The sequence below is a fragment of the Hydrogenovibrio kuenenii DSM 12350 genome (assembly GCF_000526715.1).
Taxonomy (GTDB): Bacteria; Pseudomonadota; Gammaproteobacteria; order Thiomicrospirales; family Thiomicrospiraceae; genus Hydrogenovibrio; species Hydrogenovibrio kuenenii.
Window position 1 is genome coordinate 1,249,528 of the sequence record NZ_JAGP01000001.1, and the last position, 16,553, is coordinate 1,266,080.

Sequence of the window (16,553 nt, forward strand, 5' to 3'; positions counted from 1 at the left end):
ACCTACTCACTAACTCAGTTTTTTAAGGTTCTATTCAGTTTACTTTTGTAAACTTTGCTACAAGTATGAAAAAAGCCTATGCTTAAAAATAAATCTTGTAGGAAAACTATGAAAAAGCAACTTATTCTGACAAGTGTGTGTGCTACCGCATTAATCAGCTCTCTAGCTCATGCAGCACCAAATATGCAAAGTTCGACTACTGGAAATTCAGTGGTTAGTTCGAGCATTAACTCAACCTCTTCACCAAATGTTCAGCAACTTGTTGATCATTTGCTCGCAACCTTACCTGAGCGTGAAAAATCTCAGGCACTCACTGACTTGACACAATCAACCAGTAACGCAGGTCATTCATGGATTGCCGGTGATGTTGATCTGGTTGTAAAACATGAAAACGACAGTATGACGGGTAACCAAGGGTATCAATCTTGGGAAGTCGGCGCTGCTTTTCCTTTGTGGCTGCCAGGACAAAGTGATGCCAAACTCCAACTTTCCTCTAACTACCATAGTTTGCAAAATGCACAAGCGTCTCGCCTAAAGCTAATGGCGTCCAACAAACTACGCAGTTTGATTTGGCAGCTTAAAAAAGCAGATGCAACACTGACTTATCGCAAGAAAAATCACGATCAAGCCGTTGCTTTAGAACGATTGGTTAAACAACGTGTGGAAGCTGGTGAGAACCCAAGAATGGACTTATTGATGGCTCAACAGGCATCTCTTAACGCAATGAAGCTACAAACGATTGCACAGCAAAATTATCAAATTGCTTTAAATAGTTATGCTACTTGGACAGGCAGCAAACAACTTCCTGCACAATTTTCAGAAACCAAGCAGTCATTACCGCTTGAAGAGCATCCAGACATCGCCTTTTTGCAAAGCCTGCAATCTATTGAGTCTGAAAAACTGAAATTGACTAAATTCAGTCAAAAACAGAACCCTAATTTATACCTTGGTACAAAAACAGACAAGAGTCATCAAACATCGAATAACACCATGTTGGTGGCACAAATCAGTTTCCCCTTGGGCATAAACAAACAAAGCGCTGTCGCGGTTTCAGAACAAAATCAAAATATGATTAATGCTGACATTGCTTTGGCTAAGGCAAAACAACAGATTTCGATTAATCGCCAAAATGCTGAAACGCGTTTAGTGCAAGCACAGCAAACAGAAAAGCTTGCCAAAACTCAGCTTACCCTTTCAACGGAAAGTGTTGCTCTGGCAAAACAAGCTTACCAACAGGGTGAAACTTCAATCCAGATTCTGTTGCAAGCAACGCAGCAACTCTATGACAACCAGCTGAATTTTAAAATCAGCCAATTAAACACCCAACAATCGATTTCAGACTATAACCAAACACAGGGAGTCAGCCTAAAATGAGCGCGCTTCAAACAACACAAGTAAAAACTATACATATGAAAACCACAAATCTACGCAGACATACGCTAGGTGCTGCAATGTTGTTGATGACAGCAAGCATGACAACGCTATTCACAAGCACACCTACCCAAGCTAACGAGCCTTTGGTTTTTTCTAGCCAACAGATTACGGCTCTAGGTATTGCCACAACACCAGTGAAAAAAATCACTCATTACCCAAGTGAAACCTACCCTGCTGAAGCAGTGGTGCCTTTGAGCCAAACACACTTGGTGACAACGCCTATTTCTGGACTGATTACTAAAATCGATCATGTGCATGGCCCAATCAAAAAAGGCGAAGTCATTGCCGAGATATTGAGCCCGGATTTACTTAATGCGCAGAAAAACTATCTAAATACTTTGTCAGACCTTTCTACAGCAAAGGCTAGCCTTGCTCGTGCCTTAAAGCTAACTCAGAACGGTGTTGTATCAGTTAAGAACAAACAGAAAGCGCAATCAGACGTAAATAAACTGTCGCAAATCAAACGCCAACAAAGACAAGACTTGGTCATGATGGGCATGTCAGAATCTTCTATTCAAAAGTTGGAAAAAACACAAAAACAACAGCCTGCTATTATTCATGTGGTGGCGCCGGTAACGGGTGAACTGTTTAACCTGCAAGCTAAAGTTGGGCAGCGTTTAATGGCTAACCAAGCTTTGATTTCAATCGGTATTGTTAATCCGATCGTTGTTGATATGAGGCTACCGGTTTCTAAACTACAAAGCGTTGATGAAGGAATGCAAACACTGCTACTCACGCCTGACAATCAAATTGTTTCTAAAGGTGTGATTGCGCATATCTCAAGCTTTGTTGATCCTATGACACAGGCGGTTGAGATCCATAATAAATTCGATAATTCAGATAGCAAAATCCACCCTGGACAACTGTTCCAAGTTGAATTCGTTCATCAAGTTGGTGCTGATGAAAACGTTTATCAGGTTCCTGCTTCTGCCATTGGCAACTTTGACGAACGTGATGTCGTATTTTTAATGCGCCAACGTCAAATCACGGTTCAGCCAATTAAAATCTTGCTACAGCAAGAAGGCGTCATGGTTTTCAAAACAACGAATCCTATTGATGAGTCACAGCAAGTCGTTACACAAAGTACCTCTGCTGTTAAAGCGGCTTTACTGGCTTCGTCTGAAGCACCTGCTGGAGAGTAATCATGTTATCTAGAATGATTCAATTTTTCTTAACCCAGCGCATGATGGTCGTGTTGATTATCTTCGCTCTCTCGGCTGGTGGCTGGGTTGCATTTAAAAACACACCTATCGATGCTTTTCCTGACGTGTCCCCTACACAGGTGAAAATGATTTTTAAAGCACCGGGGATGACACCTTCAGAAGTAGAGCAACGCATTATTGCGCCGATTGAGATGGAAATGCTCGGCTTGCCAAACCAAAAGCTATTGCGCTCTTTGGCGAAGTATTCGATTGCTGACATTACTATCGACTTTAAAGAAGGCACCGATATTTATTGGGCGCGCCAACAAGTTGCGGAAAAGCTTAATGGCATAGACCTACCGCAAGGCGTTACTGGTGGCATTTCTCCGCTATCGACACCATTAAGTGACATTTTCATGTTCACCATTGATGGCAATACATTGAACAATCAGCAGAAACGTAGCTTATTGGATTGGGTGATTCGCCCTGCTCTACGCTCTGTACAAGGCGTTGCCGATGTTAACTCATTAGGTGGTGAGGTTAAGGTTTACAGTGTTGAACCTAACTTTATGAAATTGCAAACTTACCATATTTCGTTAGAAAAACTGATTCAAGCCGTAAAAGCCAACAACCGTAATGATGGTGCTGGCCGCTTAAATCAAGGAGAAGAAGTCTTGTTGGTAAGAACGCAAGGTAATCTAACCTCTGTTAAAGACATCGAAAATACGGTTGTCAGCTATCAAAATGGATATCCAGTGCGCGTCAAAGACGTGGCTAACGTAAAAGTAGATTCGCTTTACCGCAATGGTGCCGTAACCGATAGTGGTAAACACGAAGCTGTTGAAGGTTTGGTTATTGCCCTACGCGGTGCAAATGCTAAGCAGGTTGTTGAATCTGTTCAGAAACGTTTAGATGAGCTAAAACCAGCATTGCCAAAAGGCATTTCTCTGAGTGTATTCTATAACCGTAGTGCTTTGGTAGACAAAGCGATTTCTACTGTGTCTAGTGCATTAACCGAGGCTGTTGTTCTGGTTGTATTGGTACTAGTAGTCTTCCTTGGTAATTTAAGAGCGGCGATCACCGTCTCCTTAATCTTACCGTTGGCCGCATTGATGACCTTTATTCTGATGAACGCTTTTGGTTTATCTGCCAACCTAATGTCATTAGGAGGTTTGGCAATTGCCGTCGGTATGCTGGTAGATGCTGCCGTGGTGGTGGTTGAAAATATTGTCACCATGCAAGAAAAAGACAAAGCGAACCTACCAAAATTACACTTAATCTACCGTGCCTTGCAGGAAGTCTCTATTCCTGTGGTATCAGGTATATTGATTATTATGACGGTATTCTTACCTTTGCTAACCTTAACGGGGCTTGAAGGTAAGTTATTTGTACCTGTCGCACTAACGATTATCTTTGCCCTAGGTAGCTCATTGATTTTGTCTTTGACCGTTATTCCTACTCTGGCGTCCTTTATCTTAGGGAAACCTTCGCATAAAGAACCTTGGTTGATTCGTAAGCTGTCAAACGTTTACCGCCCTGTTTTAGAGTGGAGTTTGATTCATGATCGTATCATTATCGGTTCTGCTATTGGTGCCTTGGTTATTGCCGGTATCGTCTATACCCAAGTGGGTAAAACGTTTATGCCAACCATGGATGAAGGTGGCATTATCCTTCAGGTGGAGAAAATCCCATCTATAGGATTGAAAGAAACCGTCAAACTGGATTTACGTATTCAACAAGAAATCATGAAACAAGTACCGGAAGTAAAACGTATTGTTGGTCGTGTGGGCTCTGATGAACTCGGTCTTGACCCTATGGGCTTAAACGATACTGATACTTTCTTGGTGCTGAAACCAAAGTCTGAATGGCGAGTGAAGAGTAAAGAAGCTTTGATTGAAGAAATCCGTCGCGTGATGGAAGAAAACTTCCCAGGCTTTAACTTTGCCTTTACACAACCGATTCAAATGCGTGTTGATGAAATGCTCACGGGGGCACGTGGTGACCTTGCCATCAAGATATTTGGTGACGACACCCAAGCACTTAACAGTGCAGCTGAACAGTTGGTGGATTTGGTTAAGAAAATACCTGGCGCAACGGATGTTTATACACCACAAAACAACGGGTTACGTTATTTAAAACTGACGGTTAACCGCGTTATGGCAGGTCGTCTAGGATTAACGGTGGAACAGGTTCAAGATATTCTTCGTGTGCAGGTCAACGGCTTACCGGTTGGCATTATCTACGAAGGTATTAGACAAATTCCATTGCTTATTCGTGGTCCTAATAGCTACAAAGCCTCTAAACAGGAAATGTTAAAGCAACCTATTGCCTTACCAAATGGTGAAAGTGTGCAATTAGGTCAGTTGGTCAATGCAGAAGAAGTTGAAGGCCCTGTTTCGATTAAACGTGAGCAAAGCAAACGTTTTTCAACAGTGGTTGCAAACGTGACTGGACGTGACTTGGTCGGTTTTGTAGAAGAAGCCAAACAAGCTGCTAAACAAGTTCATATGCCTGCCGGTTATTATTTCGAGTGGGGTGGTCAGTTTGAAAACCAACAACGTGCTGCGGCTAAGTTAGCTGTGGTTGTGCCGATTGCTTTGGTACTGATCTTTATTATTCTGTTCAGTACCTTCCAATCCATTTCACAAGCAGTCATGGTATTAACCAACGTACCTTTTGCTTTGATTGGTGGTATTTTGGCACTGTGGATGACTGGACAATATCTATCCGTTCCTGCATCAGTTGGGTTTATCGCCCTACTGGGTATTGCAGTACTTAACGGTGTGGTAATGATTACTTATTTCAATCAATTGGCTGCCAAGACGACTGACATCCAAGAAGTGGTTGTACAAGGTGCATTAAGACGTTTACGTCCGGTATTGATGACAGCCTCTATTGCAGCACTAGGGCTTGTACCTTTGGTATTTGCAACAGGCCCTGGGTCTGAAATCCAAAAACCTTTGGCAATCGTGGTCATTGGTGGGTTGATTTCTTCTACGATGTTGACGCTGTTGATCCTACCGATTATCTACAAACGTTTTGGCTTAAAATCACTTTCAAGCCAACCTGTTTCAACTAAAGCTAACGAGGAATAAGCCATGACATCTCATTATCTATTACAGTTAATTGTCGATGAAAAGGTCGTTCATGAAGTGATCGACCAACTCCTCACATACAAAACACCATTGAAATTTAACGTTGAAGCAATCAATGCCTATCACTCTTCGCAACGTCTCAGCTCAACTAGCGAACAGGTCTCTGGACATGTGAAGAGAACCAAAATAGAAGTTCAGGTTGAAGGTGACTATCGTGCAGTAATTGAGCACGCTAAAGCCCCTCTTTCCTTTTCAGAAATGGAATATTTAGCCTTACCTGTAACCGAAGTTGGAATAGCTTAGTAAATTAGTAGGACTTTCACTTGAGGCTTAGCGACATTTATCTATAATGTCGCTAAGCCTTAAAGTAAATCCCCCTATTTGGAGAAGAACATGAAATATGTAGTCACATCTGACAAGTCAGTCGATGAAGTGTGTAGTGCAATGGAAAAGGCTGTTCCCGAACATAAATTTGGTATTGTCGGAGAGCATGACTTAAAAGCGACTATGGCGAAAAAAGGTGTGGAATTCCACAACGAAGTTCGTGTATTTGAAATCTGTAACCCAATGAAAGCCAAGAGCGTTTTGAGTGTAGATATGGACTTAGCATCTGCTCTACCTTGTCGTATTTCTGTTTATTCAGACAATGGCGTAACAAAAATTAGCATGATAAAACCAACGGACATGCTAAAGGCATTGAATGATGATCCATCTTTGCTTGCTGTCGCAGAAGAAGTGGAAGCGATTTCTATCAGTATTATCAACGCTGTTAAATAATTCATCGCCGAAACCTTAAAAATCTGCTAGGCTGGGTCTAAAGTAAATAACCCCAGCCTGGCAGTTTTTTTATCTGAAACCAGTTATGGCTTATCAATAACGAAGTCTTCGTAATCTTCAATTTCATCTGAATCAACTACCAATAGCGGGATTGCTAATAACCCAACCCCTGCCATCTTCAATGATTCTTTCTTACCTGAATTCAATGGATGCCAATCAGCTAACTTATCACCTCGATAAATTACACGATACGCACATGAATCCGGTAACCAATCAAACTCAACAACACGGTCTAAAGTCAAAGGCACACAGGTCGGCACATTGGTTGAACGATTGACATAATCTCCACACTGCCCTGTTTTCGTATCTGAGTAACGGCAAACAACAGAGGTATAAACGATTTCATCAGTATCTTCGTCCTGTAGTTTCGTCAGACAACACAAACCGCATCCATCACATAAAGACTCCCACTCTTCCGGTGTCATTTCTTCAAGCGTTTTGGTGTCCCAATAACGTTCTGCCACTTCTATCTTTCCTTTTTTGTCGATAAAAAAACGCCTCTTATTAAGAGGCGTTTAATGTTTTTTAACTGGTTAAAACCAGCAAAGCTGCTAACCTACATCAAGTGGTGTCAGCTTCCATATATCGTCATTATACTCGGTCATCGTTCTGTCAGTTGAAAAGGAACCACTACGGGCTGAGTTAATGATACTCATGGTATTCCAGTGTTCATGATCCTGAAAAGCCAACCCTATCTCATGCTGCGCATTAATATAGCTTCTAAAATCTGCCAAGGTCATCCAAGGATCCTGTGGTGATTTCATCGAGTTGATAATCTCGTTGAAGATATTGGGTTCAAATTGGTTGAAGTGACCCGATTCTAATAACCCCATCACCGCACGCAAGTCTTCATCACTATCAATAAAGTGTTGCGGATTATAGTGATGTTTCATTTCTTCAACTTCAGGTGTTTTCAATCCGAATAAGTAGAAGTTATCTTCACCAACTGCTTCAAGAATTTCCACATTGGCACCATCAAGTGTTCCGATGGTTACTGCACCGTTCATCATAAACTTCATGTTACCAGTACCTGAAGCTTCCTTACCGGCAGTAGAAATTTGTTCAGAAACGTCTGTACCAGGACAAATGATTTCCATTGCTGATACACGGTAGTTAGGAATAAATGCTACTTTCAATTTATCGCCAACCTCAGGATCATCATTGATAATTTCCGCAACATTGTTGATCAGCTTAATAATGTTCTTCGCCATTGCATAGCCAGGCGCCGCTTTACCACCAATAATCACACAACGATTTGTCCATTTATCCGTATCGCCACGTTTGATTTTGGAGTACAGGTGAATGACATGTAATATATTCAATAACTGTCGTTTGTATTCATGGATACGCTTCACCTGTACATCAAACAAAGAATCAACTTTAAACTCAACACCGGTTGTTTCCTTCACCAACTGAGCTAGACGCGCTTTGTTTTCACGTTTAACCTTCATCCAAGCTTGCCTAAATGGCTTATCATGAACAAAGTCTTCAATTTTACTCAGTTGCGTTAAATCGGTAATCCAATCCTCACCTATTTTTTCTTTTAGTAGCGCTCTTAGGCCAGGATTACAAGCAGCCATCCAGCGTCGTTGCGTAACACCATTGGTTTTGTTATTGAAACGATTAGGCCAAAGCTGGTAGAAGTCGTTAAACAGTCCGTCTTTTAACAACTGTGAATGCAGTGCAGCCACACCGTTAATTGAGAAGCTACCTACAATGGCTAAATAAGCCATACAAACATTGTTATGCTCGTCAATAATCGACATACGACGGAAACGAGCCGTATCCCCAGGCCACCTCATAGCAACCTGCTTCAGGAAGCGTCTATTGATTTCATAAATAATGTCTAATGGTCGAGGTAAAAGTCTTTGGAATAAAGGGACTGGCCACCTTTCCAAAGCTTCTGGCAACAAAGTGTGGTTGGTATAAGCCATACAACTGGAAACGATATGCCAAGCCTCATCCCACTCCATAGCGTAATCATCGAGGAAAATACGCATGAGCTCGGCAACAGCAAGACTAGGATGGGTATCGTTTAATTGGAAGACGTTATTATCTGCAAAATCCGTAAAATTGCCGCCATGTTTTTTATCCCACTGGCAAACTACATCTTGCAAAGAAGCTGATACTAGGAAGTATTGCTGTTTTAAACGTAGTTCTTTACCGTTCTCACTCGAATCATTTGGGTACAACACCATTGTGATGTTTTCAGCTTCCGATTTTTGTGCCACAGCTTCAAAATAAGAGCCTGCGTTAAACTCACTCAGGTTAAAGTCCTCTTCTGCACAAGCTGACCACAAGCGTAAAGTATTGACCGTGTTATTCTTAAAGCCTGGGATTGGCACATCAAAAGGAACCGCGATCACATCATCTGTTTCTTCCCACAAAGTAGTCAATTTTCCAGTATGTGGATCTTTAAACAAATGCGTCATACCACCGAATTTTACTGTTCGAGCATATTCTGTACGCTGAAGTTCCCATGGATAGAATCCAAACCCAAGCCAGTGATCCGGGTCTTCTATTTGATAACCATTCTGGATGCGTTGTTTGAACATCCCGTATTCATAACGTAGGCCGTACCCCATAACTGGCAGCTGCAGTGTTGCACAAGAATCCATAAAACAGGCAGCTAAACGTCCCAAACCACCATTACCCAAACCGGCATCTTTTTCAGCTTCTTCGATTTCTTCCAATGACAAGCCCAGCTCATACATGGCCTTTTCGGTTTCGGTTTCAACCCCAAGGTTTAAAAGGTTGTTGGTTAAAGAGCGGCCAATCAAAAACTCCATCGAAAGATAATAGGCTTTTTTGTGCTCTGACTTGTTATTGGCATTCCAAGTTTGCTTCCAAAAGCCCATTAAACGGTCACGAACCGTGTAAGACAAGGCACGAAATTGATATTCCACATCAGCATCAACATTACGCCCAAGCATGTTGTATAGGTAATGCACAAATCCGTTTTCAAAATCCTGAGTTTTCATCCCGAGGTCTTGTTGAATCTTGGCAAGTTTTTTAGCGGTTTCGGTTTTTTTTGCAGCAGACATGTCTAGCTCCTAAAATTCAATCACATTGGGAAATCGCTTCTTTGCAACTTCAGCTTAAATACAAAATTGCTATTAGAGACTTTTGCAAGAGTAGGATGCTAAAGTCTCTATTCCTTATTTTTCTTATCCGTTTTCTTAAACAAATCAAGGTATTGCTTGGCACTTTTTTTCCAGCCAAAATCTACTGACATGCCTGTTTTTTGAATTTTTTGCCAAGTACGTGTTTTGGTATAAAGAAACAGCGCATGCAAAAGCGTTGATTTCAAAGCATGACTACTTGGATCATAAAACATAAACCCTGTAGCAGTACCCTCTTTAATATTTTCTTCAGTCGCATTTACGACGGTATCTGCCAAGCCACCGGTATGGTGCACTATCGGCAAAGTGCCATAGGCCAAACTATACATTTGGTTTAAACCACAAGGTTCAAAACGAGATGGCATCAAGAACATATCTGCCCCTGCCTCAACCTTATGAGCCAGTGCTTCGGAGTAGCCAATATACACCATGACTCTGTTAGGGTATTGGTGAGCTAATTCACTTAAAGCATATTCATAATTGGCACTACCGCTGCCCACAAATACAAAGCGTGCATCAGTCTGTTCAAGTACATCATGAATCACTTCCAATACCAAATCTATGCCTTTTTGGGGTACTAAACGACCCACAAAACCAACAACAGGAGTGGGTGACTCGATCACTTCTTCCGGTAAATCCCAAAAACGAAGTAAGTCTTTTTTGTTTTCTTTTTTCGCAGCAACTCGACCTTTTTCAGAATCATAATGACGCCTGATATAGTGATCTTTTTTAGGGTTCCAAACATCTTGATCTATGCCGTTGAGAATACCGACCAAACGCCCTTCATCCTGACGTTGTTGCAAAACACCCTCCATGCCATAAGCATATTCTGGAAAGCAAATTTCTTTTGCATAGGTTGGACTTACGGTATTTACCCAATCCGACATCAAAATACCGGCTTTAAGCATCGACATATTGCCATAGAACTCTATACCTTCTGGCGTCCACCAATGCCATGGTAACTGTAGGCTTTCAAATAGCGATTTCGGGAACAGTCCAGCATAAGCCATGTTGTGAATGGTAAACAAGGTTTGTGGGCGCTTAGGCTCCAATGTTAATAACGCAGGAACCAATCCTGTTTGCCAATCATTGGTATGGACGACATCTGGTTGCCAATCCAAACCAACACGATTCATCGCAATTTCAACGACTGCTTTAGAAAATACAGCGTAACGTTCACCGTTATCCCACCAATCATCGCCTTCTGGAGACAGATATGGATTGCCGGGACGATTAAACAAATCTGGTACATCCACCAACCAAACTGGCGTTTGTAAACCTTCGGCTTTGGCTTTAAACACTCGCACATGCACATCACGGTTACAGCCACCAACCATAAAGTCGGTTAACTCTCGAACAACCGTCACTTTTTCCCAAATATCACCATAAGCAGGTAAAACCAACTTAACATGGTTTTTTAGCTTAGTGTAAGCGCTCGGCAAGCTACCGGATACATCCGCCAGCCCACCAGTTTTTATTAATGGATGTGCCTCCGAAGTGGCAAATAAAATCTTCACTTTTATTTCTCTTTAAAAACTCAATCAGTTTGTTTTTTTGAACACTACGACAGACAACGCCGGTAATGTCAGTACTGCGGAATAGGGTTGATTCATCCAAGCAAGTTCTTGTGTATCAACGCCACCATTATTCCCCATATTTCCGCCACCATAAATTTCAGCGTCGGAGTTTAACAATTCTTGATAATAGCCAGCTTCAGGTAAACCAATACGATAATTTTCTCTTGGCACTGGCGTAAAGTTGCACACGCAAATCAACTTCTCACTCTCAGAAATACGCATAAAACTAAGTATGGATTGTTCATAATCATGACAATCAATCCATTCAAACCCGCTAGAGTCAAAGTCACGTTGGTGCAATGCAGTATGCGTTTGGTATAAATGATTCATATCTCGCAAACAAAGCTGAACACCACGGTTCATGGGTTGATCGCACAAGTACCAGTCCAATGCTCTTTCTTCAGACCATTCACCAAATTGCGCAAACTCACTACCCATAAACAATAATTTCTTACCCGGGTTCATTAACTGATAACCGAGTAATAAACGCAAGTTCGCCATCTTTTGCCAAAGATCACCCGGCATTTTACTGACCAGTGAATTTTTCATATGAACCACTTCATCATGCGACAACGGCAAAATAAAGTTTTCAGAGTAGGCATACATCTGGCTGAATGTCAGATCATTGTGATGATAAGGTCGGAAAACACAATCCTTCTCAAAATAACTTAGGGTATCGTTCATCCACCCCATATTCCATTTCATGGAAAAACCTAAACCACCCATCCAAGTTGGGCGAGACACCATCGGCCACGAAGTTGATTCTTCAGCCATCACGACAGTACCTGGGCATTGTGCGTGCACTTCTGCATTCATCGTTTGTAAAAACTCAATTGCCCCTAGGTTTTCACGCCCACCGTATTTGTTTGGCACCCACTGCCCTTCTTCACGCGAATAATCCAGATACAACATGGAAGCCACTGCATCCACGCGTAAACCATCAATATGGAATTCTTTTAGCCAATAAAGCGCGTTGGCAATCAAAAAATTTCGTACTTCATTGCGATCGAAATTGAAAATATATGTGCCCCAGTCCTGATGCTCCCCTTGTCTTGGATCTTCGTGCTCATAAAGTGCAGAACCATCAAATCTTGCCAAGGCAAATTCATCTTTTGGAAAGTGTGCCGGCACCCAGTCTAAATACACGCCAATGCCGTTCTGGTGGCAGTGGTCGATAAAGTAACGGAAATCATCTGGCGAGCCAAAGCGTGAGGTTGGTGCAAAATAACCTGTGGTTTGATAACCCCAAGACTGATCCAATGGATGCTCAGTAATCGGCAATAACTCGATATGTGTAAAGCCCATCCATTTAACGTACTCAACCATACGATGTGCAATTTCTCGATAACTGAGAAAGTTACCATTATCATCTCGTTGCCAAGAACCTAAGTGTACTTCATAAATATTAATAGGAGATGACGCCCACTTATCTTCTGCCCTTTGCATCATCCAAGCATCGTCTTGCCATTCATATTCTGTGCTGTAAACCACGCTTCCGGTTTTAGGGCGTACTTCCATCCATTTTGCATAAGGATCAGTTTTAGTGAAACATTGACCTGTGCGATTGTTACGAATTTCAAACTTATAAATATCACTAGGATGCAAACCTGGAATAAAAATTTCCCACACACCACCGCCGATAGTTCTCATTGGGTGACGTAAGCCGTGCCATCCGTTAAAGTCCCCGACTACCGACACTCGGTTTGCAGCAGGCGCCCAAACAGCAAATTGCACACCCGAAACACCATCGATTGTCTTATAGTGCGCACCCAGCATATTGTAAATCTGCCAGTGTCTGCCTTGCTGAAACAAGTGCAAATCCAAGTCACCAATAGTCGGTAAGAAGGTATAAGGCGACACAACTTCATGCTGTGAACCATCCGCTTCAGTCCACTGCACTTTAAAATGTTGAGGTAATGTTTTTTTGGCTGTTTTGGTGATTTTGGCTACAAATAGATCCGTTCCGTCAATACGAGTGAGTTCATGCTTATTTTCTACGGTTGCTTTTTCTGCTGTGGGCAACCACACGCGAATCATCCAATGCTTTTCTACTTCATGACAACCCAACAGCTGAAAAGGATCATGATGCGTGCCTGAGTGTAATCGAGCAATATCTTGCTCGATTCTTTTCAACTCATCTTCCGCTATCACTGAAACAGGTTTTGATGCTTTAGTTGGTTTGGTTACTTTCGTCATAATCTCTCTTTTTAGCACTCAGGTTTAAATAAACAGCCTATCAAACCATTCGTCCGTATTTTTCGATTAACATCTTTATTCTTTCCGACAAATCATCTGGCACATCCTGCCAGTTAAATTGCCAAGCCCAGTTACCATCACAGGTGCCAGGAATATTCATGCGTGCTTCTGTACCTAAACTAAGGTAATCCTGCAAAGGTGCAATCATTGTTATGGCCGGTGAAGACATAGCTGCAGCAATCATAGGCCAAGGCATTTCCCCTGCAAATTGATAGTCTGCCAACTGCGAAGTAATCCAATAGCGCGTATTGTCATCCAAGCTATTCCACCAACCTAACGTAGTATCGTTATCGTGAGTACCAGTATAGACAATTGAGTTCTCCACTTGTTCATTTAAACAATGCGGATTGTCCGGCAAACCATTAAACCCAAATTGCAACACTGACATACCCGGTAAGTGGAATGCTTCTTTTAAAGCAACCACTTCCGGCGTAATAACACCTAAATCTTCTGCCACTAAATTCATATCTGGGTAGGATTTATGTAAATCAGCCAAAAGCTTGTCACCCGGCACCTTACGCCAGGTTCCGTTAATAGCAGTTTCTTCTTTCGCATCAATCTCCCAACTGGCTTCCAAGCCACGGAAGTGATCAATGCGAACCATATCAAACTGTGAAATGGCTTGTTCAATTCGTTTATGCCACCAATCAAAACCATCTTCCAACATGACATCCCAATCATAATGAGGGTTTCCCCAATGCTGTCCGTCTTCCGAAAAGTAATCTGGCGGTACGCCTGCTACCACTTTTGGTTTTAACTGATCATCCAGCTTAAATTGGTCTGGATGAGCCCAAACATCAGCACTGTCATAAGCGACAAAAATAGGCATATCGCCAAACAAAAGTATGCCTTTTTGGTTAGCATCATCTTTCAGCTTTTGCCAAATAGTTGCCAGCACAAACTGCTCTTTCTTTAAGTGAATAATTTGTTCTTGATGCTCGTTAGCAAAGTTGCCCAACGCTAATAAATCTCTCTGTCGATAAGACTCTGGCCAGTTTGTCCAAGGTTGAAAATCAAATTTCTCTCTCAGCGTAATAAAGAGCGCATAATCATCCAGCCAATGCGGCGGATATAGCAAAAACTCATCAAAAGCTTGAGCATCAAATTGATCTTGCCAATCATCAGGTAATAACGCGGGGTTCATCGCAAACGCAGAAACACTTTGATACGGAGATAGCCCCTGAACCGGCTGTGTTAAAGGCAGCATTTGCCAAACAGCTAAACCCGCTGCTTCCACCCAGTCTAAAAACTGCCAGGCTGCCCTATCCAATTTGCCATGCGAGTGTTCATTAGGTAAAGAAGTTGGATGCAGTAACACCCCAGCGCGTCTAACTGTCATCATTAAGTAATCCCTCTTTGCATCACACCACCGTTATCCATATCACCGCCACCTTGCGATAAAGGAATTTGCAGCTGTTCTGGTGGGCGTTGCCCTAACAATTGATACAGTTTTTCTAAATGACGACGATAGAGTTGGTCAAAATCTTTAACACTTCCAGATGGGTTGTAATCTCCAAACCACCAAAACCAATCCGAACCCTCACACACAGCCAATTGTTCCGTTGCGACCACTTTTTGGCTGGTGCTTAAAGAGTCTCCCGCCATCACCCTGTCGAAAGTTTGTTTCGCTTCTACCAATAAATCCCAACCTGCGTTTTTATCGTGGTCACCAATCCAGGTAGAAAAAGAACCATACACCCAACTACCCGCTTTTAAGAGCGGTAAATGTCTAATCGGGATATCTTCATCCAAGGCATCCGAAAAGGTGGTCATTTGAATGCGTTTGTCTTTTGCCAACTTGTCATAAAGTGTTCGTAAAAAGTAATAGGCATTCTCTGGGTAATATTCCCAAGCATTTTCGCCATCTAAAACCACTGAGACAACGTGTTCTTCAACTTTATCGCCTAAGAAATCCGCAATATTATGCAAGTTATGCACAAAATTGTTGGCAGCATCTTCCGGCTTCCAATCCTTATATTGAAAACCAATTAAATCGGATAATCCATCATCGCGGAAAAACATCGCGCATTTTTGCGAAGCATGTTGCAAAGGCTGATATAACGCTCGCTTCGAGGCAATATCATGATGGTCGAGGTGTGAAGCTTCGCAAGAGTGGCGCCAGACCCCTTCACCAGATGCTGTCCACTGAATACCGTAATAATCTAGCAATCCAATAGAAGCACTACTGATAGCGCCTTCTGACAGCCAAACCCCATTAGGCTTGCCGCCAAAATAGCGGTCATAAACTTCAAAGCCTTTTTCCATATGCCATTTTGCTCGCTCATAACCATCAGGATAGGCTTCACTTAAAGGCATTGGAGAATGTGGCTGTGCATCCTTCATTGAGTTGAAATCAATCAATAAGGGGACTATCGGGTGCCCATAAGGTGTCATGGAAATTTCAATGCGTCCCGCTTCCTTCAATTTACGATAGCGAGGAATAATGCTTTCGATTGCATCCGCCATGATTTCAATCAAAGTTCTTTGATCTTCTACCGAGAAATGCTTACCTAAATTTCCCTTCTTGATTAAGTCCTTTACTCGATTGTCTTTTACACGCAAGCTGGTTCCCATCCAAGCCAAGTGATACCACATCAGCAAATCAATAAAGAATTGGTCATTGAAATAGGAAAGCCCTTTAGATTCTTCAAAAGGCGTATTCTCATCACATTGCGCCATCATAATGAGACTTTTAAACGCCGGGTAAGGATCAATCATAGTTGGGGCAAAAGCTTTTTGGCAGTCTTGAACTATTTGATATCTTTGCTCTAAGTCTTTTGAAATGGCAGTATGCCCCGACACCCAATTAAGCAGAGGATCACACATGACTTCATCCGATGCCATCCAACTGCGCATTTGCTTGGCATAGTCATCCAATTGTTCTAGTAATACCGGCGCAAAGTTGACAACTACTCTAGCCTTAGGACAGTCTTCTAAATGCGCAATCATGTCGGTATAGTCTTTAATGCCATGAAGGTAAACCCATGGCAAACGATACAAACCATCCAAACCGTCACGATAATGCGGCTGATGCATATGCCAGCAAATTACCAGTTTGAGCTTTTTGTTTTCCATGTTTGCGCCTTTATT

Annotated in this window: 11 protein-coding genes; 5 read left to right on the forward strand and 6 right to left on the reverse strand. The window is 42.1% G+C overall.

From position 1 onward, the window contains the following. Positions 1–108 precede the first annotated feature (108 nt). From N745_RS0105905 to N745_RS0105925, 5 genes are all read left to right on the forward strand, one after another. Positions 109–1,374, forward strand: a complete 1,266-nt coding sequence (locus N745_RS0105905; protein WP_024851207.1) for a TolC family protein — start codon at positions 109–111, stop codon at positions 1,372–1,374. After that, positions 1,371–2,576 carry an efflux RND transporter periplasmic adaptor subunit gene (locus N745_RS0105910; RefSeq protein WP_024851208.1) on the forward strand — a complete coding sequence of 402 codons (1,206 nt, stop codon included), beginning with the start codon at positions 1,371–1,373 and terminating at the stop codon, positions 2,574–2,576. The genes N745_RS0105905 and N745_RS0105910 overlap by 4 nt, the downstream gene beginning before the upstream one ends. A 2-nt stretch (positions 2,577–2,578) precedes the next feature. After that, the gene (locus N745_RS0105915; RefSeq protein WP_024851209.1) at positions 2,579–5,671 is read left to right on the forward strand and encodes an efflux RND transporter permease subunit; all 3,093 of its coding nucleotides are present in this window, start codon (positions 2,579–2,581) and stop codon (positions 5,669–5,671) included. Positions 5,672–5,674: 3 nt separating this feature from the next. Beyond that, complete coding sequence (locus N745_RS0105920; RefSeq protein WP_024851210.1) at positions 5,675–5,974, forward strand: DUF3240 family protein; 300 nt, start codon at positions 5,675–5,677, stop codon at positions 5,972–5,974. A 90-nt stretch (positions 5,975–6,064) separates the two neighbouring features. Then, complete coding sequence (locus tag N745_RS0105925) at positions 6,065–6,448, forward strand: DUF302 domain-containing protein (RefSeq protein WP_024851211.1); 384 nt, start codon at positions 6,065–6,067, stop codon at positions 6,446–6,448. An 83-nt stretch (positions 6,449–6,531) separates the two neighbouring features. Here N745_RS0105925 and N745_RS0105930 read toward each other — a convergent pair whose 3' ends face one another. From N745_RS0105930 to N745_RS0105955, 6 genes are all read right to left on the reverse strand, one after another. Then, complete coding sequence (locus N745_RS0105930) at positions 6,532–6,972, reverse strand: YcgN family cysteine cluster protein (RefSeq protein WP_024851212.1); 441 nt, start codon at positions 6,970–6,972, stop codon at positions 6,532–6,534. 87 nt (positions 6,973–7,059) lie between these two features. After that, the gene (locus tag N745_RS0105935; RefSeq protein ID WP_024851213.1) at positions 7,060–9,552 is read right to left on the reverse strand and encodes a glycogen/starch/alpha-glucan phosphorylase; all 2,493 of its coding nucleotides are present in this window, start codon (positions 9,550–9,552) and stop codon (positions 7,060–7,062) included. Positions 9,553–9,659: 107 nt separating this feature from the next. Continuing rightward, on the reverse strand, positions 9,660–11,147 hold the full coding sequence (gene glgA, locus N745_RS0105940; RefSeq protein ID WP_024851214.1) for a glycogen synthase GlgA: 1,488 nt from the start codon (positions 11,145–11,147) through the stop codon (positions 9,660–9,662). A gap of 24 nt (positions 11,148–11,171) precedes the next feature. Next, entirely contained in the window at positions 11,172–13,403 is a 2,232-nt protein-coding gene (gene glgB / locus N745_RS0105945; RefSeq protein WP_024851215.1) for a 1,4-alpha-glucan branching protein GlgB, read from the reverse strand. Between the two features lie 40 nt (positions 13,404–13,443). Further along, positions 13,444–14,805, reverse strand: coding sequence for a 4-alpha-glucanotransferase (malQ, locus tag N745_RS0105950; protein WP_322785929.1), 1,362 nt, complete (start codon positions 14,803–14,805; stop codon positions 13,444–13,446). Then, positions 14,805–16,538, reverse strand: a complete 1,734-nt coding sequence (locus tag N745_RS0105955; protein ID WP_024851217.1) for a glycoside hydrolase family 57 protein — start codon at positions 16,536–16,538, stop codon at positions 14,805–14,807. Before N745_RS0105955 ends, malQ begins: the two co-directional genes overlap by 1 nt. Between the last annotated feature and the right edge of the window lie 15 nt (positions 16,539–16,553).